At 56.1% G+C, this 25,505-nt stretch carries 28 protein-coding genes and 1 tRNA gene; 26 read left to right on the top strand and 3 right to left on the bottom strand.

The annotated features are described in order from the left end of the window. Positions 1-34 precede the first annotated feature (34 nt). From VI895_05815 to VI895_05725, 19 genes are all read left to right on the top strand, one after another. Entirely contained in the window at positions 35-1,183 is a 1,149-nt protein-coding gene (locus VI895_05815; GenBank protein ID HLG19317.1) for a hypothetical protein, read from the top strand. Next, positions 1,180-1,716, top strand: a complete 537-nt coding sequence (locus VI895_05810) for a hypothetical protein (GenBank protein ID HLG19316.1) — start codon at positions 1,180-1,182, stop codon at positions 1,714-1,716. Before VI895_05815 ends, VI895_05810 begins: the two co-directional genes overlap by 4 nt. Positions 1,717-1,733: 17 nt before the next feature. After that, positions 1,734-3,275, top strand: coding sequence for a hypothetical protein (locus VI895_05805; protein ID HLG19315.1), 1,542 nt, complete (start codon positions 1,734-1,736; stop codon positions 3,273-3,275). Between the two features lie 42 nt (positions 3,276-3,317). Next, positions 3,318-3,755 carry a hypothetical protein gene (locus tag VI895_05800; protein ID HLG19314.1) on the top strand — a complete coding sequence of 146 codons (438 nt, stop codon included), beginning with the start codon at positions 3,318-3,320 and terminating at the stop codon, positions 3,753-3,755. Between the two features lie 72 nt (positions 3,756-3,827). Further along, on the top strand, positions 3,828-4,046 hold the full coding sequence (locus VI895_05795) for a type II toxin-antitoxin system VapB family antitoxin (GenBank protein ID HLG19313.1): 219 nt from the start codon (positions 3,828-3,830) through the stop codon (positions 4,044-4,046). Beyond that, positions 4,043-4,447: a PIN domain-containing protein gene (locus VI895_05790; protein HLG19312.1), complete on the top strand. Its 405-nt coding sequence runs from the start codon at positions 4,043-4,045 to the stop codon at positions 4,445-4,447. Before VI895_05795 ends, VI895_05790 begins: the two co-directional genes overlap by 4 nt. A 97-nt stretch (positions 4,448-4,544) precedes the next feature. Further along, entirely contained in the window at positions 4,545-5,732 is a 1,188-nt protein-coding gene (locus VI895_05785) for a thiolase family protein (protein ID HLG19311.1), read from the top strand. Continuing rightward, the gene (locus tag VI895_05780; protein HLG19310.1) at positions 5,729-6,580 is read left to right on the top strand and encodes a 3-hydroxybutyryl-CoA dehydrogenase; all 852 of its coding nucleotides are present in this window, start codon (positions 5,729-5,731) and stop codon (positions 6,578-6,580) included. The genes VI895_05785 and VI895_05780 overlap by 4 nt, the downstream gene beginning before the upstream one ends. Before the next feature lie 6 nt (positions 6,581-6,586). Next, positions 6,587-7,360: an enoyl-CoA hydratase-related protein gene (locus VI895_05775; GenBank protein HLG19309.1), complete on the top strand. Its 774-nt coding sequence runs from the start codon at positions 6,587-6,589 to the stop codon at positions 7,358-7,360. Then, positions 7,360-8,511, top strand: a complete 1,152-nt coding sequence (locus tag VI895_05770; protein HLG19308.1) for an acyl-CoA dehydrogenase — start codon at positions 7,360-7,362, stop codon at positions 8,509-8,511. Before VI895_05775 ends, VI895_05770 begins: the two co-directional genes overlap by 1 nt. 12 nt (positions 8,512-8,523) lie before the next feature. Then, positions 8,524-10,188, top strand: a complete 1,665-nt coding sequence (locus tag VI895_05765) for a methylmalonyl-CoA mutase family protein (GenBank protein HLG19307.1) — start codon at positions 8,524-8,526, stop codon at positions 10,186-10,188. A gap of 315 nt (positions 10,189-10,503) precedes the next feature. Beyond that, on the top strand, positions 10,504-10,905 hold the full coding sequence (locus VI895_05760) for a cobalamin B12-binding domain-containing protein (GenBank protein HLG19306.1): 402 nt from the start codon (positions 10,504-10,506) through the stop codon (positions 10,903-10,905). 11 nt (positions 10,906-10,916) lie between these two features. Next, on the top strand, positions 10,917-11,423 hold the full coding sequence (locus VI895_05755) for a hypothetical protein (GenBank protein HLG19305.1): 507 nt from the start codon (positions 10,917-10,919) through the stop codon (positions 11,421-11,423). After that, entirely contained in the window at positions 11,420-12,571 is a 1,152-nt protein-coding gene (locus VI895_05750) for an acyl-CoA dehydrogenase family protein (protein HLG19304.1), read from the top strand. Before VI895_05755 ends, VI895_05750 begins: the two co-directional genes overlap by 4 nt. 5 nt (positions 12,572-12,576) lie before the next feature. Next, positions 12,577-13,200, top strand: coding sequence for a MotA/TolQ/ExbB proton channel family protein (locus tag VI895_05745; protein HLG19303.1), 624 nt, complete (start codon positions 12,577-12,579; stop codon positions 13,198-13,200). Then, on the top strand, positions 13,197-13,622 hold the full coding sequence (locus VI895_05740) for a biopolymer transporter ExbD (GenBank protein ID HLG19302.1): 426 nt from the start codon (positions 13,197-13,199) through the stop codon (positions 13,620-13,622). The genes VI895_05745 and VI895_05740 overlap by 4 nt, the downstream gene beginning before the upstream one ends. A gap of 149 nt (positions 13,623-13,771) precedes the next feature. Then, entirely contained in the window at positions 13,772-14,098 is a 327-nt protein-coding gene (locus VI895_05735) for a BrnT family toxin (GenBank protein HLG19301.1), read from the top strand. 25 nt (positions 14,099-14,123) lie between these two features. Continuing rightward, positions 14,124-14,309 (top strand): CopG family antitoxin, encoded by a 186-nt coding sequence (locus tag VI895_05730; protein ID HLG19300.1) that lies wholly within the window; start codon positions 14,124-14,126, stop codon positions 14,307-14,309. Positions 14,310-14,678: 369 nt separating this feature from the next. Beyond that, positions 14,679-16,631, top strand: coding sequence for an acetoacetate--CoA ligase (locus VI895_05725; protein HLG19299.1), 1,953 nt, complete (start codon positions 14,679-14,681; stop codon positions 16,629-16,631). 9 nt (positions 16,632-16,640) lie between these two features. Here the strand turns inward: VI895_05725 and VI895_05720 are convergent, their stop codons facing one another. Together VI895_05720 and VI895_05715 are read right to left on the bottom strand one after the other, a co-directional pair. Then, a complete protein-coding gene (locus tag VI895_05720) occupies positions 16,641-17,381 on the bottom strand; it encodes a class I SAM-dependent methyltransferase (GenBank protein HLG19298.1) in 741 nt (246 codons plus the stop codon). A 46-nt stretch (positions 17,382-17,427) separates the two neighbouring features. Further along, positions 17,428-18,678, bottom strand: coding sequence for a patatin-like phospholipase family protein (locus tag VI895_05715; protein ID HLG19297.1), 1,251 nt, complete (start codon positions 18,676-18,678; stop codon positions 17,428-17,430). Positions 18,679-18,760: 82 nt separating this feature from the next. Here VI895_05715 and VI895_05710 point away from each other — a divergent pair, with 82 nt between their 5' ends. The 7 genes from VI895_05710 (at position 18,761) to VI895_05680 (ending at position 25,001) form a co-directional block, all read left to right on the top strand. Further along, the gene (locus tag VI895_05710; protein ID HLG19296.1) at positions 18,761-19,096 is read left to right on the top strand and encodes a septum formation initiator family protein; all 336 of its coding nucleotides are present in this window, start codon (positions 18,761-18,763) and stop codon (positions 19,094-19,096) included. Further along, a complete protein-coding gene (locus VI895_05705) occupies positions 19,096-21,306 on the top strand; it encodes a diguanylate cyclase (GenBank protein ID HLG19295.1) in 2,211 nt (736 codons plus the stop codon). Before VI895_05710 ends, VI895_05705 begins: the two co-directional genes overlap by 1 nt. A 78-nt stretch (positions 21,307-21,384) precedes the next feature. Continuing rightward, a complete protein-coding gene (gene xseA / locus VI895_05700; GenBank protein ID HLG19294.1) occupies positions 21,385-22,731 on the top strand; it encodes an exodeoxyribonuclease VII large subunit in 1,347 nt (448 codons plus the stop codon). Further along, positions 22,692-22,961 (top strand): hypothetical protein, encoded by a 270-nt coding sequence (locus tag VI895_05695; protein HLG19293.1) that lies wholly within the window; start codon positions 22,692-22,694, stop codon positions 22,959-22,961. The genes xseA and VI895_05695 overlap by 40 nt, the downstream gene beginning before the upstream one ends. A 33-nt stretch (positions 22,962-22,994) precedes the next feature. Then, the gene (locus VI895_05690) at positions 22,995-23,897 is read left to right on the top strand and encodes a RimK family alpha-L-glutamate ligase (protein HLG19292.1); all 903 of its coding nucleotides are present in this window, start codon (positions 22,995-22,997) and stop codon (positions 23,895-23,897) included. Positions 23,898-23,909: 12 nt separating this feature from the next. Continuing rightward, positions 23,910-24,863 (top strand): J domain-containing protein, encoded by a 954-nt coding sequence (locus VI895_05685; GenBank protein ID HLG19291.1) that lies wholly within the window; start codon positions 23,910-23,912, stop codon positions 24,861-24,863. A 63-nt stretch (positions 24,864-24,926) separates the two neighbouring features. Then, positions 24,927-25,001, top strand: a tRNA-Arg gene (locus tag VI895_05680). Here the strand turns inward: VI895_05680 and VI895_05675 are convergent. Next, positions 24,987-25,505 (bottom strand): hypothetical protein (locus VI895_05675; protein HLG19290.1); only part of this gene is annotated, 519 nt, incomplete at its 5' end. The two genes, VI895_05680 and VI895_05675, sit on opposite strands and share 15 nt — an antisense overlap.

Below are 25,505 nucleotides of genomic sequence, written 5' to 3'. Positions count from 1 at the left end.
TCCGACGAACGTTCGGAGGGGTGCGTTTCAATTGATGGAATCACGACACACCATTTTCGCACTGATCGCTTTCCTTGCGCTCGGTGCCTGCAGCAAATCGGAGACGACAGCCGGGAGCACCTCCCCGAACGGTAAACTGAGTTCAGCCTTTACGTCGGATCAGTACCTCCAGGCCCTTCGCGCCGTTTCGCTCAAAGCGAATTTGGCTCTTCCCGCGTCGGCCGATGTCGACGCTCTCATCGCGGCGTCGGATCCGGCGTCGGAATACAACACGCTGGTGGACGGCTACGTTCACTCGGAAGGACTTCGAACGGCCCTGATCGACTATTACCGGACGATCTTCGGCATGGGCAACGATCCCGCGAATCCTCAGTACGACGATCCCGCTCGCCTGGCGGCGTATATCATCATGAACGACAACGATTACACTGAGATCCTGACCGCCAATTACAAGATTGACGCGGTGGGAACGAAAATCGCCGGGCAAGATCCGAACGGCACTCCCGTGACGGCACTGGCTGGGTTTGCCACGCTTTCCGGATGGCTCCAGTTTTGGAAGGGAAACAACTTCCTCTTCAACTACATCCGAGAAATTGCCCGAGTCAGCGAATGTTACGAATATCCGGATAAAGACGGATTAGGCGCTTGGACGGAAAGTCAGATCGCGCCGAAGTACCGCGCGCGGGATGACATCAACTGCCATGCTTGCCACTCGGCGATGAACGTCCGCCGAAGCGTGTTTTACCATTACAGCAGCGCGGAAATTCCTCAGTGGCGGACAAATCCGGCCAAGAGTCCCGATCTATACGGCCACGAGAAAGATCTCTTTAACGGCTCGCCCGTGGACGAACCGCTGAACGGCGGTCAGTTCAAATTCGTTTCGGACATCACGACGCCGGCCGATTTCGGCCTTCAAATCACGCAGGGAGATCGTTTCAAGCGGTGCACGGCCCGGCGTTTTCTGGCTTTCGGGCTTGGATACGCCAGCGGCTCCGCCGGGCAAGGCCTCGGAAAAACCCCTTTTGACTTTGATGCCAGCTCGCAGGAAGGGGATCGTGAGCTTCTCGAAAAATGGACCGGTGAGCTTGTCAACACGCACGCCATGAAAATTCGCCCGTTCTTGACCGCATTCTTCCAGAGCGAAGATTTTATTCAGCGGGTCACGTATGGAGGTACGTTATGAAGCCGGGCGCGATCCCTCTTGCCCTGATGACATGCGTCGGTCTCTTTGGCTGTGCCGGCGGAGGCGTGGACGCGTCGGGAACCGGGGCTTCGTCGGTCAAATTTGCATCCGCAGCTCCCGTCGAATTTCTTCCGTATGAAATCTTGCGCAACAATATCGTTCAAAATTTCCAGCTGAGCACCAGTTCAAGTTGCATCAAGAGTTTGGATAGTCAGAAGGAACTGTACGGATCCCAGGCGGCGGGCGGAGCCCGGTCGCTCAATTTCAGCATTACGCGGGCGAAATCGACCGTGGCGCTGGCGGATCTCTGTTGCCGCGAAGCTCTTCAGAAGAACGAGGAACTACTCTTGGATGAGAACGACCCCCTCAATTTCGATAAGCTCGGCCGCGCGATCTTCGGAAGACCCTTGACGGATTCGGACCGGCAGATGCTCGACGACCTGGGTCAGGTGAAAGGATACACCTCCAATACCCAACGCCAACACGCCGCCTGCGTGACGATGTTCGCGAGTCTAAAGGCCACGGTGCAATAGTCTGGAGGAGATGACGCATGTGTGACAAACATCCACCGGCACAAACCTATGATCCGAAGACGCCTCTGGCAAAGGCGAACGACTGGACGCGGCGCTCGTTTCTCAATCGGGCGGCTCTGTTCTTGGCGGCCATGGGAGTTCCCTGGCAGTGGCGGATGGAGGCATTAGAGAAGTTATCGGGGAAAATTTTCGGAAGTTCCACGGCGTTTGCGGCCTCTTCGGGGAACACATTTCTTCTCTGCTTCGGATGGCGTTCGGGCTATCCGATGGACAACATCATCTGCGATGCCCAGGACTTAGCGGGTCCCGGCGACGCTCAACGGAATTTCCATGCGACACCCGCGAACGTTGCGGCGGTCCCCACGACTGGCGGTCGAAATCTTTACGCGCCCGCGCAGTTCTCGGAAGCTTTGGCTGCCATCACGCCGGTGGGCGCGCCATTTGCCGACCGAATGGCGAAAATGACGGCTTGCAAGAACACAACCGGCCATATGAACGGTTCGTCCGCTCTCTGGATGCCGGGCGGGACGAAGGGAACCGACTCGAATGCATTTGTGAGCCACGCGGCCAAGATGGCCACGTTAAACCCAACGCTCCTGTCAAATTACTTAGTATACGGCGCCAAAGGGACGTTTGATTATGGGCAATTGGGGAGTCTTTCGGCGTCTTTCACGCCGACCTATGGATCGACGGCTCAGTTCCAAGGTTTGTTCAAGCCGACTGACTTAAAGGCGGCCGACAACACCACCCTCTCTTCCGACCTAGTGAACGAGATCAATACCGTTCAGGCGAATATCGACGAACAATTTATTAAAACGATCGAAACACGCGAAGGTGTGGACGCTCTCCGCGCGGGGCAAGCGGCGGTTGCCGCACTGTTGAAAACCAACCTTTCCGCGCTCATCGATCCCAACAATACGACCACGGCAGGATATATCTCGGCGCTGACGACGGGTGTTACGGTTCCAAACACACGGTTCAGCACGGGGAGCGTGTCGATCGCCCAGCAGGTCGCCGTTGCACTGCGCTGCATCGAATTAGGAATCTGCAATGGCTTCGGCCATACGATCGATACAGGGGATTGGCACAATACGCAGGCCGGGAGCGACGGCACGAACAACCAGGGCATCACGGACGCTACCGGGCGGAACGATGGAACCGCTCAAGCGCGGCACGCGGCATGGTTCGGCGAGTTTTTTGCGGCTCTGCTCAATCTTGCGGATGGAATTGCTGTGGGCGGCTCCACGATTGGAGAGAAACTGCGGATCGTTCACGCGAGCGAGTTTCTGCGCACCATTAACGGGGGCCCGGCTACCGGAGATAACGGCGACGGCGGTCATACCGGAAGCATCCTCATCGGCAACGGACTGAACGGAGGAACGTACGGCGATCACACGACCGCGATGAAGTCGCTCAAACCGGACTTGGCTACGGGCGACGCTACGGTCGAAGGGCAATTGGATCAGACGAATCTGGTGAATACAATCCGCCGGTTTGTCGGCCTGACGGACAGCACGGAACACGACGCTACGGCCGTGCTCACGGCGATGGTTCCGTAAAGGTTTCCCCAAGGCGATCCACCGTATAGGATACTCACGGGCATGCGGCGCGCGGCATTCGTTTTTCTCCTCGTTTCAATCTGCAGCTGCGGTTCCGTCGACGTGGCGAATCTCGACCCCAAGGAGTTTTCCACGACAGGTGGCACAACCACGGGAACCGACTGCACGACCGTCGCAGCTTCCTTTGCGACCGATGTTGTTCCGATTTTTTCCGGCCGTGGGTGTAACGCTTCCGGTTGCCATACAGGAGCGGCGCCGGCGGGCAATCTAGACCTGACCGCGTCGCTGGGAGCACCCGCACTCTTTACCAATGCAACCTCGAACAGCCGGGTGAGTACTTCGTCTCCCTCCGACAGCAAACTTCTCCGAAAACCTCTCGGTCTGGACAGCCATGGCGGCGGGAAGGTCTACGACAGCATCACCGATGCGGATTACGTGACCGCCTACTGTTGGATCTCTGCCGGCGCTCAAAGCAATTGAAGTGGCTCGATCGATCCGCATAATAAATTAAGCATTTTGACATAAAAAAGCATATCTTCTACCATTATGAATATGCGAACCACCCTCGATATCCCCCAGGATCTTTTGGAAGAAGCGCGAAGAATAAGCCGTCTGAAATCGAAGACGGATATTGTCATCCATTCTCTTCAAGAATTCATTCGAAAAAACAAAATCGAAAGACTGATAGCCCTGCGCGGGAAACTCCGACTTCCGCATATCGAAAAGGTGTATTTGAAAAGCCGGGGCCGCCCTCTGCCGGGCCGGAAGTGAAAATCGCCGTTGATTCCTCGGTTTGGATTGAGTTTCTTCGATCCCAAAGAGATCCCCTCGTGGAGCACGTTCAGGAGTTGTTGGAAGCCGACGCGCTGGTTCTGTTGGCGCCAGTGGAAGTCGAGCTATGGTTGGGAAGTCGAAGGCAAGAACGCTCTATTTTGTCCGAACTATTTTCGGTGATGGAGTACCGCGAACCGGTGGCCGATAGTTGGACGTGGTGCCGGCGTGTCGCGCGAAGAACAAGGGAAAGGGGAATCACATTCTCACCCGTGGATCTCCTCATTGCGGGAACGTGCGCTGAACACGCACGGGGGTCGCTCCTTCTTTGGACACTGGATCGTGACTTTGAGCCGTTATTCCGGTCGACGGACCTGCGGCGGTATGACTATATCCAATAGATCGCTTGCCCGACGGTGTTGGGCACTACCCGCTCAGCCGCGTTTCTGAACTCGCTCGGCGGTTGCTCAGGTAACGCATTCTGGTAATGTCCGCGCCGTGCGAGAGGTCTGGATAATCGGTGCGGCGCGTACGCCGATCGGCGGATTTTTGGGCGGTCTTTCGACGCTGACGGCGCCGAAACTCGGATCGATTGCCATCCGCGAAGCCGTTCGCCGTTCGACCGTGAAATCGGAGGAAGTTTCCGAAGTCTATATGGGCTGTGTTTTGACGGCGGCGGTCGGTCAGGCGCCGGCTCGGCAGGCTGCGCTTGGAGCGGGGCTTCCCAATAAGGTCCCTTGTACGACGGTGGGGAAAGTCTGCGGATCGGGCCTCAAGGCGGTCATGCTCGGTACTCAAGCCATTGCGTGCGGGGACGCGGATATTGTGGTCGCGGGCGGGATGGAAAGCATGTCGAACGCGCCGTTCGCTCTCGATAAGGCCCGCCAAGGGTACCGGCTCGGGCATGGAGAACTGATCGACACGATGATCCGGGACGGCCTTTGGGACGTATACAACAATTATCATATGGGGAACGCCGCGGAGCTTTGCGCCCGGGAATGCAACATCTCCCGCAAGGATCAGGATGCGTTCGCCCGCGAAAGTTATGAACGGGCTCTTCGAGCTCAAAAGGAGGGCCTTTTTCGGGGTGAAATCGTTCCGGTGGAGATCCAGGGCAAAAAGGGCGAAACGACATTGGTTTCGGAAGACGAAGAACCGGGCCGCGTGAAGTTCGAGAAAATTCCCGAGCTTAAGCCGGCATTCGACAAGAATGGAACTGTGACAGTCGCCAATTCATCGAGCCTGAATGACGGAGCGGCGGCGGTTATTTTGATGGCCGGCGAATTGGCGAAAGCTCGAAAGCTCAAACCGTTGGCCCGGATTGTCGGCCAGGCGCAGGCCGCACGCGAACCGGAATGGTTCACCGTGGCGCCGGCGGATGCCATCTCGAACCTCTTTAAGGAACTGAACTGGACGGGCGATTCGGTCGATCTGTACGAGATCAACGAGGCGTTCGCCGTTGTGTCGCTGGCCGTCAACGATCGGCTCAAGCTGGATCCGAAAAAAGTGAACGTGCATGGAGGCGCCGTCGCACTCGGGCATCCGATCGGCGCGAGCGGCGCGCGAGTTCTGGCAACGCTGATCTACGCCATGATGAGATACGAGAAAAAAAGGGGTGTGGCGAGCCTCTGCATCGGTGGAGGTGAGGCCGTCGCTCTCGGTGTCGAGAGGGAGGTAAAGTCATGATCAAGACGATCGGAGTGATCGGCGCGGGGCAGATGGGCGGTGGGATCGCTCAGGTCGCCGCCCAAAGCGGATTTTCCGTGATCCTGCACGACATCGAGACGGAGTTTGTGGAAAAAGGAATGTCGGCGATCCAAAAAAACCTCGATCGCCTGGTTCAGAAGGAAAAGCTCACGGCCGCCCAGAAGCAAGAAGCGCTGGGCCGGATCCGAACGACGACGGACCTCAAGGCAATGAAGGACGCCGATCTGGTCGTCGAAGCGGCCACGGAAAACATCGACATCAAACTCCAAATTTTTCAAACGCTCGATGAAGTCACGCGGCCGGACGTGATTCTCGGGTCGAATACCTCTTCGATTTCGATCACGAAAATTGCGGGCGCAACCAAGCGCTCCGACAAAGTGATCGGAATTCATTTCATGAATCCGGTTCCGATCATGAAACTCGTGGAAATTATCCGAGGCCTCTTGACGTCGGACGAAACGTACAAAACCTCCGTGGAATTCGTTCAGAAAATGGGAAAAGAGACGGTCACGGCCGCGGATTTCCCCGGATTTCTGGTGAACCGAATTCTCTGCCCGATGATCAACGAGGCGATTTTCGCATTGGAAGAAGGGATCGCTTCACCGGAGGACATCGACAAGGCGATGAAGCTCGGCACGAACGTCCCGATGGGGCCGTTGGAGCTGGCCGATTACATCGGTCTCGATACTCTCCTGGCGATTATGGAAGTGCTCCATCAAGGGCTGGGGGAGGACAAGTTCCGACCGGCGCCGCTGTTACGGAAGTACGTTGCGGCGGGGCTTTTGGGGCGGAAAACCGGGCGAGGATTTTTTACGTACAACAAGTGAGGCGCCATGGCGGTACTTGAAACAAAGATTTCGGAACGAATCGCGACAATAATCTTTAACCGGCCGGATTCTCTCAACGCCTTGAACTTGGAGACGCTGGAGTTTTTTCACACAACGGCCAAAGAGCTGGCCGAAAGAAAAGACGTTTCCGTGATCGTGGTGACAGGTGCCGGGGAAAAAGCATTTATCGCCGGCGCCGACATCAAACACATGCAATCGCTCTCGCCGTTGCAGGCGTCCAGGTTCGGCAAGCTTGGCCAGGACTGTCTCTTTGCGTTGGAGAATGCGCCGCAGATTACAATTGCCGCCGTAAACGGCTTTGCGTTGGGCGGCGGATGCGAGTTCGCCATGGGGTGCGATCTGATTTACGCGTCGGAGAAGGCGAAGTTCGGTCAACCGGAGGTAAATCTCGGGATCACGCCGGGGTTCGGCGGTAGTCAGCGTCTGCCGAGGTTGGTGGGCCCCATGAAAGCGCGGGAGATGATCTACACCGGTGAGATGATCGACGCTCAGGAGGCATTGAGAATCGGTCTGGTGGCTCGCGTCTTTCCGGCCGCGGAATTCTTGGGCAAAGTGATGGAGGTGGCAAAGACCATTGCGTCCAAAGGCCCTGAGGCGATCCGCCGGAGCAAAGTGATGATGCGCGACGGCCTGGGAACCGACTTGGTTCGGGGCTGCGCGATCGAACGGGACCATTTTGCCCTCTGCTTTGCTCACCCGGATCAAAAAGAGGGGATGTCCGCCTTTCTCGAAAAGCGAAAACCGAATTGGAGAGACTGATGGACTTTGCGTTATCACAAGAACAGGAAGAAATTCGAAAGATGGTGCGGGAGTTTGCAGAGAACGAGCTCCGTCCCGTTGCCGCGAAGAACGACCGAGATTCAAGATTTCCGAAAGAACAAGTGAAGAAACTTGCCGAGTTGGGCCTTATGGGAATGGTGGTTCCGGCCGAATACGGAGGATCGGGACTCGACACGGTTTCGTACGCCATCGCCATCGAAGAGCTGGCCCGCGTCTGCGCTTCGACTGCGGTCATCGCTTCGGTTAACAACTCGTTGGTGTGCGATGTCATCAAGACTTGGGGTTCCGACGAACAGAAGAAGAAATATTTGATTCCGCTGGCCAAGGGCGAACATCTGGGTGCGTATTGTTTGACCGAGCCGATGTCGGGTTCCGACGCGGCGACGCAGAAAACGACGGCGACGCGGGAAAGCGGTTTCTACGTCGTCAATGGAGCGAAGAACTGGATCACGAATGGCCCACAGGCCGACACGCTCATTCTTTTCGCGATGTTCAACCCGGCCAAAGGATCCAAGGGCGTTTCGGCATTTGTGTTCGAATCGAAACTCCCGGGCGTCGAAGTCGGAAAGGACGAGAACAAGCTCGGCATCCGCGCTTCGGGCACCTGCACAATCAGTTTTACGAACGTGAAAGTGCCCGTGTCGTGCAGAATCGGTGAGGAGGGCTTCGGGTTCAAAGTGGCGATGATGACGTTGGACGGAGGCCGCATCGGGATCGCCGCACAGGCGGTCGGCATCGCGCAGGCCGCTTTGGAGGAATCCATAAAGTACTCGAAAGAGCGCCGGCAATTCGGAAAACCGATCGGCCAGTTCCAGGGGTTGCGCTGGATGATCGCCGATATGGCGACGCGCGTGGAAGCCGCGCGGCTCTTGACGTATCAAGCGGCGTATAAGAAGTCACAGGGGGGCCGCTACTCCAAGGACGCGGCGATTGCGAAGCTCTTTGCCTCGGAAACCGCGGCGTTTGTGACGAATAAGGCGGTTCAAATCCACGGGGGCTACGGCTATATTAGCGATTATCCGGTCGAGCGTTTCATGCGCGATGCCCGGATCACCGAGATTTACGAAGGCACCAGTGAGATTCAAAGAATCGTCATTGCGAACCAACTGCTCAAGGATGTGGGGGCGTAGCTGAAATCCCCGATGGCGGACGACCTCAAAAAATCGCTCAAGGCGTGGGAAGAGAGTGTCCTCAAAAAAGCGCTGGAAAAGTCTCCCGAACGCAAACAGCGATTCACGACGATCTCCGATCACGAAATCCGCCGGCTCTATACGCCGGCAGACACGGAAACGGTCGAATACGAACGCGACCTGGGAATCCCGGGCCAATATCCGTTCACCCGCGGAATTCACGAGACGATGTACCGCGGCCGGGTTTGGACGATGCGCCAGTTCGCCGGGTTCGGTACGGCCAAGGATTCGAACAAACGGTTTCATTACCTGCTGGAGCAGGGCCAGACCGGCCTCTCGGTGGCGTTTCACATGCCGACGATCATGGGGTACGACTCGGACCACCCGCGTTCGCGCGGCGAAGTCGGAAAGGTCGGCGTCTCGATCGACACAATGGAGGATATGGAGACGCTGTTCCACGGAATACCGCTCGATCGCGTAACGACGTCGATGACGATCAACGCTCCGGCGTCGATTCTTCTTTCGATGTATTTAGCCGTCGCCGAAAAACAAAACGTCTCGTGGGACAAAGTCGGCGGCACGACGCAGAACGATATTCTGAAAGAATACATCGCCCAGAAATCGTGGATTTATCCACCCAAGCCGTCGATTCGTCTGATCACCGACATGATCGCGTTTTGCACCGAAAAAGTTCCGCGATGGAACACAATTTCGATTTCGGGCTACCACATCCGAGAAGCCGGTTCCACGGCAGTTCAGGAACTCGCGTTCACGCTGGCCGACGGTATCGGGTACGTCCAGGCCGGCGTCGAGGCCGGAATGGATGCCGATGCCTTCGCCCCTCGGCTGGCGTTCTTTTTCAACGCCCACAACGATTTTTTCGAGGAGATCGCCAAATACCGGGCCGCCCGGAGGATCTGGTCGAGGGTGATGAAAGAAAGATTCAAGGCCAAGAATCCGAGGAGCTGGATGCTTCGGTTTCACACACAGACGGCGGGCGTTTCGCTCACGGCTCAACAGCCTTACAACAACGTCGTTCGAACGACGCTCCAGGCCCTGGCCGCCGTGATGGGTGGGACGCAATCGCTCCATACGAACTCCCTGGATGAAACGCTTTCCCTTCCGACCGAAGAGTCGGTGACGATCGCGCTCCGGACGCAACAGATCATCGCGGAGGAGTCGGGCGTCGCCGCCACGATCGATCCGCTGGGCGGCAGCTACTTCATCGAATCGCTGACGAATGAAATGGAAAAGGCGGCATGGGAATACATTGAAAAGATCGATCAAATGGGCGGAATAGTCGCGGCCGTTGAAAAAGGTTTCCCGCAGCGGGAAATCGGAAATTCAGCGTACCGATACCAGCAACAGGTGGAAAAGAAGGAAAAGATCATCGTCGGAATCAACAAGTACATCGCGGAGGATGAAAGACCGATTCCAACGCTTTTTATCGACGAAAAGGTCGAGAAAGAACAGATCGCCAACGTCAAGCGGATCAAAGAAAAACGGGACAGCACACTGGTGAAGCAGCGACTGGAACGGCTGCGCCAAGCCGCGAAGGGCAAAGAAAACGTCATGCCGCATATCATCGACGCCGTTCGTTCTTATGCTTCGCTCGGCGAGTTGTGTGATGTCTTTCGGTCGGTCTTCGGCGAATACCACGATCCGAAGTGGCTCTAACGCCGGCGAGCAATCTATGAAGAGAAAAGCAAAAAATGAAAAGAGAGAACGTGAATTTTACATACATACCGATTTTGGAAATGTCCTGGCGGAGATGAAACCGCTCAAGCTGGATCTCGAGTTTCCCGCGCCCACACAATCTATAAGTATTCGGCTTCCGTGAGAAGTACTCGACAAGATTCGTATCATTGCCGATGCTCACGATGTGCCGTACCAATCATTGATCAAGATCTGGTTAGCCGAGCGCGTTAAAAAAGTGGCATAAGCAGGCTAAGTAGTTGAAATTCCCCGGCATGCGGCTATAAAGACCGCTCGATGGAACGAAAACTCCGCATCTTGGTGGCCAAACCAGGTCTGGACGGCCACGACCGAGGGGCCAAGGTGGTGGCCCGCGCTCTACGAGACGCCGGGTTCGAAGTCATTTACACCGGCCTGCATCAAACACCGGAAATGATCGTCGGCGCGGCGGTGGACGAAGATGTCGACGCCGTCAGCCTGTCGGTTCTCTCGGGTGCGCACATGTTTTTGTTTTCCGAAGTCATCCGCCTGCTCAAGGAAAAAGGCGCGGGGGATATCACCGTTTTCGGCGGCGGGATTATTCCCGACGATGACATTCCTAAGCTGGAAGCCGCCGGTGTGGCGAAACTTTTTACGCCGGGGGCCTCCCTTCAGGAAATTACCGATTGGGTTCGAACTTCAGTGAAACCAACCAAATAAAGGAGCAATCCATGAACCGAACGATCCTGACTCTTTTTCTTGTGATTCTAGGTTTCGGATTTGCAGTACAGGCGCAAGAGAAGGAGCCAATGAAGAGAGAGCCGGTCAAAATCGGCGATGAGGTTACGGCCGGCTGGGGACCGACGTCGACCGAAGCGGCGGCTACGCCGGAACAGAAAAAAGTGCTCGAGAAAGGGAAAGTGGTCTCCATTACCGGCGAAGTCGTGGACGTCTCTTGTTATATGCAACTCGGAAAACGGGGAGAAAAACATATCGATTGTGGAAAGAAATGTGTGCTGAATGGTCAACCCTTTGGCGTGGTCGACAAAAAGGGAGAACTCACGCTCATTATCCCCGAGGAGCATCATCCGAGGCGGGACGGCCAAGTCAGCCTGAAGGAGAAATTCGCCGATTTAATGGGCCAGGAAGTTACGGTGACCGGGATCCTTTCGAAATACAAGCGAGATCGGGCTCTCTTCGTCAAAGCGGCCCCCTACACGCCGGCGAAGCCGCAATGAATTTCGATCTCGAAGAAAACCACCGAATGATCCGGGACCTCGTACGGGACTTCGCAGCCCGCGAGGTGGCTCCCGGCGCGATGAAGCGCGATGAAACCTGCGAGTTCCCGTTCGATCTCTGCCAGAAACTGGGAGAGCTCGGCCTCATGGGCATTATGGTCCCCGAGGCTTTGGGCGGAGCCGGGCTCGACGTCACGAGTTTTGTGATTGCCGTGGAAGAGATCGCTCGCCACGACGGTTCGCTCGCTCTCACGGCCGCATCGCACAACGGACTCTGTATCGGTCACATGTTGGTGGGAGCGAACGACACACTGAAGAAAAAGTATCTCCCTTCCTTGGCGAGCGGGAAAAAGCTGGGCGCTTGGTGCTTGACCGAACCGGGATCCGGGTCGGACGCGCTGGCGATGAAGACGACGGCCGTGAAGAAAGGGGACCGCTGGGTCATCAACGGGTCAAAAAACTTCATCACACAGGGCTCGGTGGGAGATGTCTACGTGATCCTCGCGCACACCGATCGATCCAAGGGCACCCGCGGCGTAACGGCGTTTATCGCGGAAAAAGGATGGAAAGGGCTGACTCCCGGGAAAAAAGAGGAGAAATTGGGCGTTCGTTCGAGCGACACGGCGGCCTTGACGTTCGAGAACCTCGAGATCCCGGAAGAAAATGTTTTGGGAAATGTCGGCGAGGGATTTATCAACGCGCTTAAAGTATTGGATCGCGGCCGGGTCGTCATCGGCGCCATGGCTTTGGGGCTGGGTCGCGGCGCTCTGGAAGAGGCCGCAAAATATTCGAAAGAGCGGCAAGCCTTCGGACACCCGATTTCAGAATTCCAGGGGATTCAATGGCTGTTGGCCGATTCCGCCATGGAACTCGAAGCCGCACGGGTGCTTGTTTACAGGGCGGCGTGGTTGCAGGGGAACGGAAAGTTCTCGAAGAAAGAATCGTCGATGGCCAAGCTTTACGCTTCGGAAGCCGCGATGCGGGCTTGCCATCGCGGAATTCAGGTCTTCGGCGGATATGGGTACGTCAAAGAATATCCGGTGGAACGCTATTTTCGCGACGTGAAACTCTGTGAAATCGGGGAAGGAACCAGCGAAATTCAGCGGGACGTCATCGCGAACCAAGTGATCGATCAGGCTTCCGTTTAGTTCTCATGGAAACGTTTCATTACGTTTACGCCTATCTCTCCAAAGGCGGCCCCGTCATGGCGGTCCTTTTCCTCTGCTCCGTCGCCTGCGTCGCCCTGATTTTCGAGCGATTTCGGGCGCTTCGAAAAAACAAAATATTGCCGGTTCGATTTCTGACCGACGTCGAATCGCTCGTGCGCGAGAAAAAAGTATCCGAAGCCCTCGCTCTCTGCCGGGCCAGCGACGTTCCCGTGGGGAGAATCCTTACGACCGGGCTATCGTTTGACGGAACGGATCCCAAGGAGATGGAAGAGGAGATGGAAAGCGCCGGCAGGCGCGAGACCAGCGTGCTCGAACGGAACCTCGACTTTCTCGGCACACTGGCGGCCGCCGGTCCGCTGATCGGTCTCTTGGGGACGGTCACCGGCATGATTCGGACGTTCGGCGTCGTCGCCGTGACCGGCGTGGGAGATCCGTTGAAATTGTCGGGAGGGATCGCCGAAGCGCTTCTCAATACGGCCGGCGGGCTCGTTGTCGGAATTCCGGCGCTCATCGCCCAGCAATATTTTCTCCATCGCGTGGATCGATTCGTCCTGGAGATGGAAGAATATGCCAGCCGGATTGTGAAGATGGTGCGGAGAAGGGGATGAGGTTCGCCACCTCCCGCCGCCTTCGTCACCGTTCCGCCGAAATCAATCTGATTCCTCTGATCGATCTCTTTCTGAATATTCTGGTGTTTTTCATCGTGACGACGACGTTCGCGTCGACCGAATCGTTCTTTTTCGTCGATCTTCCCGAAGCGTCGGCCGCGGGTCAGGCCGGAGAGCGCAAGCTCGTTTGGATCAATGTCGGTTCGGCCGGGGAAATTTCAGTCGATCGTAAAATCGTGACGATGGAAGAGCTTAAAGCCAACCTCGAGACCATTCCGGCCGAGAAGCGAGCCACGATCCCGGTCGTGATTCGAGCGGACCGCGAGTCGAAACACGGTTCCGTGGTTACCGTGATCGACCTGGTCCGGCAACAAGGCCTCCAAAACGTCGGCATTGCGACAAAGAGCCCTACTAACCGTTAATTGAATCTGATACGCCTTTGAAGCTTGGCTACACCACCTTGTGGCGTACGCGCTTCTGGTCTAGCCGGCATTCGCGGTAGTTTCGTGTCTCGGTTTGTTTGAATTCCTAAGCAATTGTAAGTCTATTGTAAATCATTTGTATTTACATAATGCACTACCTCGTGTTAGGCTCAAAAAGTGAAATTCCACGGCTTCGACTGGGATTCGGGAAACACCGAAAGGCCGGGAAGCACGGGCTTGCAATTGGCGAGATTGAGGAATTCTTTGCGCGGGAAGTGCTGGTTGCGGAAGATTCTGAGCATTCCGAGAGGGAACATCGGTATGTGGCTGTGGGACGAGCGGGAAACGGTCGATATATGTTTGTGGCTTTCACGTTCAGAACGAAAGGGAAAGAATCCTTGATTCGAGTCATTTCTGCGCGATACGCACACAAAAGAGAGGCAAGAGCTTATGAGAATCTCCAAAAAACGAAATAGGAACGAAGATCCTTTGGATCGGGACATGTCCGATCTGCTTAAGACGGGAAAGTGGAAGGCTGTGCGTTTCGAACTTGAGGCGAAGAATAAAACGATCACGATTCGTCTCAGTGAACGGCTGCTTCATGCTCTCAAGAAAAGAGCCCATGCCGCCGGGCTCGACTATCAAAAGTTTATCCGGCTGGCACTCGAAAGATTTGTGGAAGCGTAATCCCCTCTGCTTTTGCTATTTGTTCCGTCTCTTTTTTTCGAAATCGATCAATGCAACACGTGCTTCGGGTGAGCCAATCTGAAATAGTGAGTTTTCCGCCATGTCTCGCACCATTGTCGACATAATCCTCGGGAGACATATTCTCCATATGTTTTCCAAATCGTTGAAGGGCACTTGAAGCATTCCAGGCGGGCGGAGGCCCTTTTCCTGTTGGGGCCAGGGACTCCGTCGGGGGAGAAGATTGCGCTGCCTCCTTAGAGTCATCCTGCGAAACCTGTTGGCAAGCGGTCAAACAAAACACAATTGTAATAATTGCGATTTTCATAGGGATCAATTCTAGGGTATTAGGCCCTCTAAGGTACCGAAACCATGATTCTTCGGAAGCCAAGGGCTGATGACCTGCAGAAAAGCCAAATGGCTCGTTACATCCATTGGCTTCCCAAAAACGGGTATCCTTCTTTCCAAGATTATCTTTCGCTCCATAGATGGTCGGTGGATCAAATCGGCCCATTTTGGGAATCGATCTGGAAATTCACGGATGTCGTATCTCACACGCCTTACAAGAAAGTTCTAGCCGGCTCCAAAATGCCGGGAGCCCGTTGGTTCGAAGGGGCGCGGCTCAATTTCGCCGAGAACCTGTTGCGGTGTTCCGAAGGCGGGAACTCCGAGAAAATCGCGATCACAGCGATCAACGAAGCTGGCGCGCGACGGGAAATCACGTACGGCGAGCTTTACCGACAAGTAGCGTCCGTCGCTGCGTTTCTGAAGTCCGAAGGTATCGTATCCGGAGACCGGGTCGCCGCGATTACGTCGCATTCTCCGGAACCGGTCATTGGAATGCTCGCAGCGACGAGTATCGGAGCGATCTGGTCCTCCTGTTCACCCGATTTCGGCGTGCAGGGGATTTTCGACCGGTTCGGCCAGATCGAACCGAAGATCTTGATCGCCGTGGACGGCTACCAATACAATGGAAAGCCATTTTCAATTCTCGACCGGATTCGCGAAGTCCAGAAACGGGTTCCTTCGATTCAAACGGTGGTTCTCATTCCGCAGATGAACCCAGAGTCCGTGGTCGAGATTCCAGGAGCGGTTTCATGGAACGATGCCGCGAAATTCGAGGCCCCAATGGGCCTCGAATTTCGGGCGCTTCCGTTCGATCACCCGGTCTACATTCTCTACTCTTCGGGAACCACGGGTGTTCCGAAGTGTATTGTTCACGGAGCGGGAGGGACGCTCCTTCAGCACGGCAAGGAATTGATGCTCCATACAAACGTCGGGCCGGACGATACGTTCACATATTTCACGACGTGCGGCTGGATGATGTGGAATTGGCAGATTTCCGGTTTGCTGACGGGATGCAAGCTGGTTTTGTATGACGGATCGCCGTCGTATCCTTCACTGAATCGACTCTGGGAATTGGCCGCCAATGAAAGGCTGACGATCTTCGGAACGAGCGCAAAATTCCTGGGTGCCTGTCGCAACGCGAACCTTTCACCCAAGGATAAGTTCGATCTGAGTCGTCTGAAAACGATTACGTCGACCGGTTCTCCTCTTCTTCCCGAGGATTTCGATTGGGTGTACGAACATGTGAAGCCAGACGTCCTGCTCTCGTCGATCTCGGGCGGGACCGACATCGTCTCCTGCTTCGTCCTGGGAAATCCGATCCTCCCTGTCTATCGAGGCGAGATTCAATGCAAAGGGCTTGGAATGGATGTCGCGGCTTACTCCGATGACGGCAAAGAGCTGATCGGCCGGCAGGGGGAACTGGTTTGTCGGAAGCCGGCGCCCTCCATGCCGATCTATTTCTGGAACGATCCCGGCGGCGAGAAATATCGGAAGGCCTATTTCAGCGAATATCCCGGAATTTGGAGGCACGGAGATTACATTCTTTTCAACGAGAGGGGAGGGGCGGTGATCTACGGGCGCTCCGATGCGACGCTCAATCCGTCGGGTGTGCGAATCGGAACGGCCGAAATCTACCGACAGGTCGAAACGATGCCCGAAATCTCCGACAGCCTCGTGATCGGTCAGCCGTGGGAAGGGGACGAAAGAATCGTGCTTTTTATCGTGCTAAAACGCGGTGCGAAGCTTACGGAGCAACTCCAAAAGAAAATCAAGACAAGGATCCGCGAAGAGACGACGCCGAGGCATGTTCCGGCGAAGATTCTTTCCATACGGGAAATTCCGTACACGATCAGCGGGAAAAAGGTCGAGATGGCGGTTCTCAAAACGATCAAAGGTGAGGAGATCAAAAATCGGGACGCCCTCGCAAACCCAACGTCATTGGATCAGTTCAGAAACCTTAAGGAACTTCTATCTTAGGCTTGGAGATTACTTTCGAGCCAAAGCCACCAGACGTCGGGCCCGATGGTCATAAGGATTTCCCTGGAAATCCCCGAAAAGGACGATCTGTTTGAATCCACATTCCGTCAGGAGCGCCCGGAGTTCCTGTCCTGAATAGAGACGGATGGACATCGGCGTTTCGTGGCGCCGCTCTTTTTCAATCACGACGGCAAGGACATCCACTTTTCCCCAGTCGTCGGAAATTTTCGCTTCTTCCAAGAAGATCGCGCCTTGGCTTTCTCGCCAACGACGTGCTTCAAAGATGCGGGCTAAGACCTCTTTTCCCATGAGATCAATCACGAACATTCCGCCCGTTTTTAGGGAACGGCAAACGTTCTTCAACGTCTTTACATCGTCAGCCGACTCTTCGAAATAACCGAAAGAGGTGAACAGACTCAACGCGAGATCGAAGGCCTCCGGACGAACAAATTCCCGCATGTCCTTTTCAATCCATTCAATTTTTGCCCCTTCTGTCTTAGCTTTTTGTTCGGCCTGTTTGAGAAGTTCCGCACTCAGATCGACTCCCGTGACGGTGAAACCGTGTTGAGCGAGGGGTATTGCATGCCTTCCCGGGCCGCAACAGAGATCCAGCACACGGGCGCCGGATTGAACACGCGTCAATCGGATCAGATCGATGATCTCCATAGGTGCGGCCTTCCACCGGTCCGCATCGAACATGAACGGCCGGGTGAACGCCCAAAAATCAGGATCTGAATACCAGGACGCCACGGGGGTATTGGTTTCAAGCTGTTTCGGCGGAATTCGAATGCATGTGTTATTCAACCGGCTTATGTTCAATGGCTCGTTCCGCGAACGCGGCCAGGGCGTCGTGGTGACGTCTCGCGTCTTCGTAGCCGAGATCAATGAGCTTTTTCAGGTAACTCGGTTCAAAAAGAAAGTAACTGAGGAAGTCGCTCCCCTGGCCCGGATCGGTTTCCAGGACTCGCAGAACGAACCGCTCCAAAATTCCCATGGTTCGAAGGTTTTGAAGCGAACCGCGGGCGGTTTCATCGACGAGGTTGGCGATGTTCGCCGTGGGTTCGATCGAAAGCGTTTCGATCCGTTGAACGCCGGCCTGGGTGCAAATCGCGTGATACGCGTCCGGATCGAGGTGCGTGGCACAGGCCGTGAGAATTCGATTAATGCGGTCCACCTGTTCCTGGTCGGAATCGAGACGATCCACAAGAATCGCGTGAAAAAGCTTTCCCAGGACATCGCCCAGAGTGGGCTGGCGCGAGACCGTCATTCGAATCTGCGTGTCGAGATCCTCGACGGTGGGATGATATCGGGTTCCGATGATCAGGATTCTCGCTGCGCCCAGCGAAACTGCGGGTGCGAGGGGGGTGTTCAGGCGCATCGCCCCGTCGTTGTAATAAACGCCGTGGATTGGGACGGGCGGGAAGATAAGGGGCAAGGCAGCGGAGGCCATGACATGCCGGGGGCTGATCCGTCCGATGTGGCAATTCAGCCGTTCGCTGTGACCCAGTTCCAGCCGTTTGTGGATGAAGATCTCCAACTGGCCGGTGAGCATATTGGTGGCGGAAATAGCGAGAGCCTCGATCACGCCGTGATCGATATTCTTGCTGATATTGGCCCAGTGACAATGTTCGCGCAGAAACTGAAAAAAGGGAGCCGTGTCGAAAAAGCCCCGGAAATGCAGCGACCGATCGTCCGGACGAGCCAGACCCTTAAGACCCGCCACGTGGGATACGACTCCCACCAGAGTTCGCAACAGTAATTTTCCCAAGGTCAACGGTCCACGGCGGTAAATATTTTCTGTGCGAAGGTCGCTCCAGAGATTCAGCAGGGTTTGTCCCTGCGCGACCGGGTCGTGGGCCATGGAAGCCATAAAAGCGGCGTTAATGGCGCCGACGCTCGAGCCGCAATGAATGTCGAATTGCAACCCTTCCGCGAGCCGTGAGGGGAGCTTTGTTCTTAGATAGTGGACTACGCCGACTTCATAGGCGCCCCGGGTTCCGCCGCCGGACAAAACGAGTGCGGTTCGAACTTTTCGTTTGGGTGGCATCGCGAGGAAACCCGAAAGATATCGAGATCATACGCGGAGGGTGCGGCTTTTCAAACTTCGCGTGCTCCGCTAGGATCGTTTCATGGCGAACATGGCGGGGAAATGGAGCCGGATCCTCCTTCGGAAACTTGAGATTCGTTTTTCCCGCCGCAGGTCGTTACTTTGGACGACGTTTCTGGCCTATATTTCCGCGCTCATTTTCTTTTCGATCGTCGGAGATCGGGGACTCTGGACCAGCTATCAGCTTTGGACCCGAGGAAAGCAGATTGACCGAGAGATCGGTCAATTCAACCGGGACATCGGCCGGCTCGCCAAAAAGATTGAACTCTATCGGAATGATTTGCGAACGATTGAACGCGAGGCCCGGCAAGAACTGCAGCTTGCTGGGGAGAATGAAATTCAATATATCTTCCGATGATGCGGGCGGTACTTTGGGCTAACGTCGTAACTCGCCCGCTCTATCGTTTTCGATTCGCCGTTGTCGCCTCGTTTCTTTTTTTGAGCAGCCTGCATCCGCGCCTCGGGGATTCCTGGTGGCCGCTCGCGTGCGTCCCGTTATTGGCGGCGATCTCTCTCTTTTCCTACCTCTTTCTGCCCAAGACGGCGGGAACGCCGGAAGGGAAGCTCGCGCGCCGGCGCTTGATGGAAGGTGCCGCTGCGGCGCTCCTCGCCATTGACTTGGCTGCGCGAACTTGGCCGCAGGAATGGCTTCCGTATCTGACGTTTCCGTTCTTTCTGGTGTTGGTTTACGCCGGCTATCGTTGGCGTGAAATCGCGGCGTTGCTGGTTCTTCAAGGGGCGCTCTCGCTCTTTCATGCTCCCGGCGGAAAAGACGGACTGACGCTCGTCGTTTCGACGTATCTTTTTCTCGTCATCTGGACGGCGCTGGCGTCCGTTTTTCGCCTTCAGGAACGGAAAAAACGGAAGGGAGTTCTCGACCGCCTTCAATTGTATGAGCGGGAGGCGAGCCTCTTGGAAGGGAGGTCGGCCGAAATGGAGTCGGTCCTGCGCGCGGCGGACCGGAAAAAAGCGCATCTGGCCGAGATGATCCGTGGGAGGGAGAAAAGCTTTCGAAACCTTCTCGAAATCGTCCAGCGGACGTACGAGCCGCACACGTGCGCCCTCTATCTTTTCGATGAAATGGATGAGGTTTTTGTTTTAAAGGATCATTTCACGCGGTCGGATCGATTTTCCAAAGAGCCGGTTCGTGCCTCGGAGGGGATTTTTCAGGCTCTGCGGAACGAAAACGCTCCGATTCGCCTTTTTTCTTCGTCGAAGCCGTTGCGCGGGCTCACGTATTACGAGGGTCCGGCGCCGGTTCAGTCGGTCCTGGTGGCTCCGCTCCGGACGGAGGATTCGGGGCAACTGAAAGGGGCCTTGGTTCTGGATCGATTAGAGCCCACGCCCTTCGCCGATGACGAGTGCGAAACGGTGATCCAAATCGGGCGGCAACTGAACCGCGCGATTGAAAACGCCGAAGCGTTGCACGCGTATTTCCATCTCAAAGAGGAATTGTCGAATTTTTACTCCGCGAGCACGGCGCTTAACCGGAGTCTTCGCGTCGAAGATGTCGTTCAGACGCTGGTTCAGTCGACACATGAGATCGTTCACTATGACTGGAGCGCGGTCGTGCTCTACGATGCCGAATCGGATGAAAATCGGATCACTGCGGAAGGCGGGGAGACTCCGGCGGGATGCACCGGAGCGACGTTTGTCTGCGCGCCCGAGCGCGGGTTGGTCTCTTGGGTCGTGAAAAATCAGACCCCGCTTTCATACACCCATTTTCGTCTTCGGCAGGGCAAGACGACGCTTTTTCCCAAGTCGATTCGTGTTCCACCGATTTTCGACTCCGTTCTATTGCTGCCGCTTCAAATGAAAGGAGAACCGCTGGGGGCGATTCTTTTTGCCAGCCGCAAGAACAACGCTTTCTCCAAGAGCGTGCGCAAGATGCTGGAGGTGGTGGCGCTGCAGGCGGCTTCATCGCTGAAGAACGCACGCATGGTGCAGGAGCTGGAGCGGCGCGCCACGACCGACGGTTTGACCGGCCTCGCGAATCACCGGACGTTTCAGGAATTTCTCTCCACGGAGCTTGAGCGCTCCGGCCGGCATCCGTCCTCCACGACTCTTCTTCTGGCCGACATCGATCACTTCAAGAAGTTCAATGACGAGTACGGGCATCCGGTCGGCGACTTCGTCTTGCGTGAGATCGGGGGCGTGCTGCGAAAAATGGTCCGCAAAATCGACCTCGTGGCCCGATACGGAGGGGAAGAATTCGCCGTGATTTTGGTCGGCACGCCCGGGAGCGGCGGTTATCGGATGGCCGAGCGAATCGTGGAGGCCGTCGCAAAGACGCGGTTCGTCCGTCAGGGGCTCACGTTGCGGGTGACGCTTTCAGTCGGCCTGGCGGAATTTCCCGATGATTCGGAAAGCCGGGAGGATTTAATCGAAAAGGCGGATCGTGCTCTCTACGAATCCAAACGCGCCGGCCGAAACCGGGCGACCGCGTATCACGCGGGGTTGGGGAAGATGGAATCGGGTCTGAGCGAAGCGAAACTCATCGCCGTGGCCGAAGAGGAAGTGCGCAAAGCGACGCAGGCCGAGCGCCGAACCCGTCAGCGCGCGGGTTAAAGCGAGGCTCGAAGCTAGGAAATCAACTCCGACGCGACTTTTCGTTCCGCGGCGGCTGGTGTAGGCTCCGGCCTCCGCATGGACCTATTCGAATACGCCTCGCAGCAGCAGGAGGAGCCTGAAGAAGGCGAACGCCAATTCAACGAGGCGATCTACACCGTCAGCGAAATCACGTCGGAGGTGAAATCGCTCATCCACGCCCGTTTCGGAAAGTCGAGCATCTGGATCAAAGGGGAGATTTCGAATTTTAAGGGTCGGAACCAGTCGGGGCACATGTATTTCTTCCTCAAAGACGAGAACGCCGTCCTCAACTGCGTCTTCTTTCGGAACGCCAATCAGCGGATCGATTTTGAACTCCAGGAAGGTCTTGAAGTATTGGCTTTGGGCCGGCTGGATGTCTGGGCGCCCGGCGGAAAATACCAGCTCATCATTGAAGCCATCCGGCCGGGAGGCGCGGGAGAGCTCTATCTTCGTTTTGAACAGCTGAAGAAGAAGTTGGAACTGGAAGGTCTATTCGATCCTGCAAGAAAGCGGAAACTCCCCGCCTTTCCGAAACGGATCGGATTGATCACGTCGCCCACAGGCGCCGCCATTCGCGACATGATTCACGTCATCCGGACCCGCTGCCCGATCGTCAAGCTCCTGCTGTTTCCCGTGAAAGTACAGGGGGAGGGAGCGGCACAGGAGATCGCTGCGGCCATCGAGGAAGCCAATCGGCCTAACCACGGTTTGGAAGTTCTGATTGCCGGGCGCGGCGGCGGATCGATTGAGGATTTATGGGCGTTCAACGAGGAAATCGTCGCGAGAAGCATCGTCGCTTCAAGGCTACCGTTGATTTCCGCCGTGGGGCACCAAACTGATTTCACGATTTCGGATTTTGTCGCCGACGTCCGGGCGGCCACTCCCTCGCAAGCGGCGGAGTTAGTCGTGCCGAATCTGGGCATTCTCCGCCAGCGGGTCGAATCTTTAATCCGAAATATCGTTCACGATTTGCACCGCCAATGGGAGCTGGCGGCGGCCCGGCTGAAAGAGCTCAATCGCGCGGCGCCGCTTCGCGATCCGCGCGTGTTGATTGAAAGCCGCATGCAACGGCTGGACACCGCCGTGGAGCGGATGGTCGATCGCCTGCGCGAGCGGAAAGATCGGGAGGGCGACCGAGTGTCGCGTGCGTATGATCGGCTCCGCATTTTCTTGGCGAAATTGATGGTGCCGCGCAAACTCCGTTTTGAGAAGAGTGTCAGCAATCTAAGTATGCTCAATCCGTTGTCCATTTTGGCTCGGGGGTACAGCGTGGTGAGCCGAGAGGGCGGCCAAATCGTCAAGCGGAGCGGTCAGGTTCATCGCGGCGAACAGGTATCGGTCCGTCTGTACGAAGGAGGTCTCGCGTGTCAGGTCACACAGATCTTGAAGACATCCGAAACATAGAGGAACGCTTGCAGGAAATCGACGCGGAGATCCGAAGCGGGGATCTCGCGCTGGAGGACGCATTCAAGCGCGTGCGCGACGCCATTCAAACGGTCCGGTCGTTTCGAAAGAGCTTCGTCGACGCCGCATTTTCCGTGCACCGAATTCAGATCGGGCGGGACGGAACCGTTCAGGAGAGTCCCTTTGACTGGCACGCCTTAGAGAGCCAAGCCGGGACTAGCGGTCATTGACGGGTACTGGAAAGGGCCTACATTAACCGACCGATGCGGATCAAGATCCTGGCCCGAAGCAGGGCGAACTATTCCAATCGACGGTTTCGCGAAGAAGCGAAGCGCCTTCGGTACAAACTCACGGTCTCCGATCCGCTCGACTTCGATATCGTGCTCGGCCGGGCCACGCCGATGCTCTATCGCAACGGCCGAAAGGCGGATCAGTGCGATGTCGTCACGACCCGGATCGGAGCGTCGATCACCAACTACGCCCTCGCCGTGGTCTCGCAGTTTGAGATGATGGGGGTGCCCGTCGTCAACAATTCGATCTCCATCATCCGCACGCGCAACAAGCTCCGCTGCATTCAACTGATGAGTCGGCACGATATTGATATTCCGAGGACCGTTGTCGTTCGAAAGCCGATCGACATCCCGAGTGCCGTGGAGATGGTGGGCGGCTTTCCGGTGATTCTAAAGCTCTTGAGCGGAACGCAGGGTGTCGGCGTCATGCTGGCGGAGACGATGCAAACGATCGAGTCGACGCTGGATACGCTCTGGAGCCTGGGACAGGATATTTTGATCCAAGAATGCGTCAAAGAGTCGGTCGGTCGGGATATTCGCGTGATCGTCGTCGGCGGCCAAGTGGTGGCGGCGATGCGGAGGCAGGCGCGTCTCGGTGAATTTCGCTCGAACATTCACCGCGGAGGGATCGGAACGCCGGTGGAGCTGCCGAAAGAATATGAACGAATGGCGAAACAGGCGACCAAGATCGTCGGTCTTCAAATCGCCGGCGTCGATCTCTTGGAATCGCACGAAGGGCCGAAGGTGATCGAGGTGAATTCCTCGCCGGGGTTGGAAGGAGTGGAGGCGGCTACGGGAGTGAATGTGGCCCGAAAAATCTTGCAATGCCTAGCGGCCGCGGCGAATCAAAAGAATCCGATGCGAAAGGCTTTGTGAGGTTAATCCGAAATGAAAGGGAAAGATTACTACAAGTTGTTAGGTGTGGAACGCTCCGCCACGAACGACCAAATTAAGAAGGCATATCGGAAGCTCGCCAAACAGTACCACCCCGACTTCAATCCCGGGAACAAACAGGCCGAGGACAAGTTCAAGGAAATCACCGAGGCATACGCGGTTTTGAGCGACGCGGACAAGCGCCGCCAATACGACGCCATCGGGCCGGACGGCTTTCAGTCCGGTTTTGATTTCTCCCAGTTCTTCGGAGGAGGTTTTCGGCCGCGACCGGGCCAGCGGGTCTATCATTTTTCCTCGGGGCAGGGCGGGTTCAATTTTGATTTCGGCGGCCTGGAGGACATCTTCGGTTCGATGTTCGGTGGCGGGGCGGGGCCCGGCGCTCATGGCCACGTGCCGTTCGAATCGTTCGAATCGACGGGAGGGGGCGCGGACGCGACGTCCGAATTGGAGATCGATTTTTTGACCGCCGTAAAGGGAGGGGACGTCCAAGTAAATGTCGGCGGCGAGCGGTTGAGCGTGAAAATTCCGGCGGGCGTGGAAAACGGCCAACAGATCCGGCTCGCAGGGAAGGGGGGCGCGCAAGGCAAGCGGAGTTCGCGCGGAGATCTCTACATCACGTTGCGGATTCAACCTCATCCGACGCTTGAGCGGAAAGGGAGCGATATCGTCGCCGACGTGCCGGTTACATTGGCGGAAGCGGCGTTGGGTTCCACAATCGAGGTGTCGACCGTCGACGGTCTTTCTCATGCTAAACTTCCACCGGGTACCTCGAGCGGCGTGCAACTTCGGTTAAAAGGAAAAGGCGTGTATCGCCGCGACGGCGGACGGGGGGATCACTACGCCCGGATTCAAATCGTGATTCCGAAAGATCTCGATCGCCGGTCGAAAGAACTGATTGAAGAGTTTGCGAAGAAGAATCCGCTCAACCCCCGGCAAAGAGGTACCTGAAATCGGGTTTCTTCCTTTAGGCTTGGAGTGCGACAGGGAATTTGATACTCACGTCCGACCGACGCCCCGATAGTTCAACGGATAGAATGTAAGCCTCCGGAGCTTAAGATGTAGGTTCGATTCCTACTCGGGGCACCACTCTGACAATTCGCGGTTTCGGGTCAAGATGGCCCATGGCATGTTGTGGGAAAAACTGATTTTTCGGTTTTTGAGGAACCGGTTCGACCCAACTTTTTCGAAGAATTCCTTTTTGGCTTTTTGGTTTTCGTCTTTCGCGACCGGACCCGCCTGGTGGGCCGATTCGAGAAATTCCTTTGCGAGTTCGAGCGACGAAAGGGCTGACCCGTCAAATTGGCTCAAACGCTGCTCGATGCTCACCTTTCGATTGAGCAGTGACTCTTTCTTCGCAACGTACTCCGAGGTGTCGACCACGCCGTTTACGTGAGCATCGAGTAGCCGATCGAGCTTGCCTTTTAGGCTGGCAAGCTCGTCGGCGGCCATCTTTTCTAGGTCAGCCCTTTGGTGGCGAGATTCGTTCCGTTCCTTGGCCCATTCAGAGAGCATTTTCTCGTACGCGTCCGTAGGGAGAGCTATCCCACGAAGAGCATCACCAATTTGCTCTGAAAGTGCTTCTTCTCGAAG

The organism is Bdellovibrionota bacterium (assembly GCA_035292885.1).
In the GTDB taxonomy this organism is placed as follows: domain Bacteria; phylum Bdellovibrionota_G; class JALEGL01; order JALEGL01; family DATDPG01; genus DATDPG01.
Note: the sequence above shows the minus strand (reverse complement) of the source record. Positions and strands in the feature narration are given on the sequence as shown.

Excerpts from the sequence above, each read along its gene's own strand:
- VI895_05815 (HLG19317.1), top strand. The coding sequence starts at position 35 with ATGGAATCACGACACACCATTTTCGCACTGATCGCTTTCCTTGCGCTC.
- VI895_05810 (HLG19316.1), top strand. The coding sequence starts at position 1,180 with ATGAAGCCGGGCGCGATCCCTCTTGCCCTGATGACATGCGTCGGTCTC.
- VI895_05805 (HLG19315.1), top strand. The coding sequence starts at position 1,734 with ATGTGTGACAAACATCCACCGGCACAAACCTATGATCCGAAGACGCCT.
- VI895_05800 (HLG19314.1), top strand. The coding sequence starts at position 3,318 with ATGCGGCGCGCGGCATTCGTTTTTCTCCTCGTTTCAATCTGCAGCTGC.
- VI895_05795 (HLG19313.1), top strand. The coding sequence starts at position 3,828 with ATGCGAACCACCCTCGATATCCCCCAGGATCTTTTGGAAGAAGCGCGA.
- VI895_05780 (HLG19310.1), top strand. The coding sequence starts at position 5,729 with ATGATCAAGACGATCGGAGTGATCGGCGCGGGGCAGATGGGCGGTGGG.
- VI895_05775 (HLG19309.1), top strand. The coding sequence starts at position 6,587 with ATGGCGGTACTTGAAACAAAGATTTCGGAACGAATCGCGACAATAATC.
- VI895_05770 (HLG19308.1), top strand. The coding sequence starts at position 7,360 with ATGGACTTTGCGTTATCACAAGAACAGGAAGAAATTCGAAAGATGGTG.
- VI895_05765 (HLG19307.1), top strand. The coding sequence starts at position 8,524 with ATGGCGGACGACCTCAAAAAATCGCTCAAGGCGTGGGAAGAGAGTGTC.
- VI895_05760 (HLG19306.1), top strand. The coding sequence starts at position 10,504 with ATGGAACGAAAACTCCGCATCTTGGTGGCCAAACCAGGTCTGGACGGC.
- VI895_05755 (HLG19305.1), top strand. The coding sequence starts at position 10,917 with ATGAACCGAACGATCCTGACTCTTTTTCTTGTGATTCTAGGTTTCGGA.
- VI895_05750 (HLG19304.1), top strand. The coding sequence starts at position 11,420 with ATGAATTTCGATCTCGAAGAAAACCACCGAATGATCCGGGACCTCGTA.
- VI895_05745 (HLG19303.1), top strand. The coding sequence starts at position 12,577 with ATGGAAACGTTTCATTACGTTTACGCCTATCTCTCCAAAGGCGGCCCC.
- VI895_05740 (HLG19302.1), top strand. The coding sequence starts at position 13,197 with ATGAGGTTCGCCACCTCCCGCCGCCTTCGTCACCGTTCCGCCGAAATC.
- VI895_05735 (HLG19301.1), top strand. The coding sequence starts at position 13,772 with ATGCACTACCTCGTGTTAGGCTCAAAAAGTGAAATTCCACGGCTTCGA.
- VI895_05730 (HLG19300.1), top strand. The coding sequence starts at position 14,124 with ATGTCCGATCTGCTTAAGACGGGAAAGTGGAAGGCTGTGCGTTTCGAA.
- VI895_05725 (HLG19299.1), top strand. The coding sequence starts at position 14,679 with ATGATTCTTCGGAAGCCAAGGGCTGATGACCTGCAGAAAAGCCAAATG.
- VI895_05715 (HLG19297.1), bottom strand. The coding sequence starts at position 18,678 with ATGCCACCCAAACGAAAAGTTCGAACCGCACTCGTTTTGTCCGGCGGC.
- VI895_05710 (HLG19296.1), top strand. The coding sequence starts at position 18,761 with ATGGCGAACATGGCGGGGAAATGGAGCCGGATCCTCCTTCGGAAACTT.
- VI895_05705 (HLG19295.1), top strand. The coding sequence starts at position 19,096 with ATGCGGGCGGTACTTTGGGCTAACGTCGTAACTCGCCCGCTCTATCGT.
- xseA (HLG19294.1), top strand. The coding sequence starts at position 21,385 with ATGGACCTATTCGAATACGCCTCGCAGCAGCAGGAGGAGCCTGAAGAA.
- VI895_05690 (HLG19292.1), top strand. The coding sequence starts at position 22,995 with ATGCGGATCAAGATCCTGGCCCGAAGCAGGGCGAACTATTCCAATCGA.
- VI895_05685 (HLG19291.1), top strand. The coding sequence starts at position 23,910 with ATGAAAGGGAAAGATTACTACAAGTTGTTAGGTGTGGAACGCTCCGCC.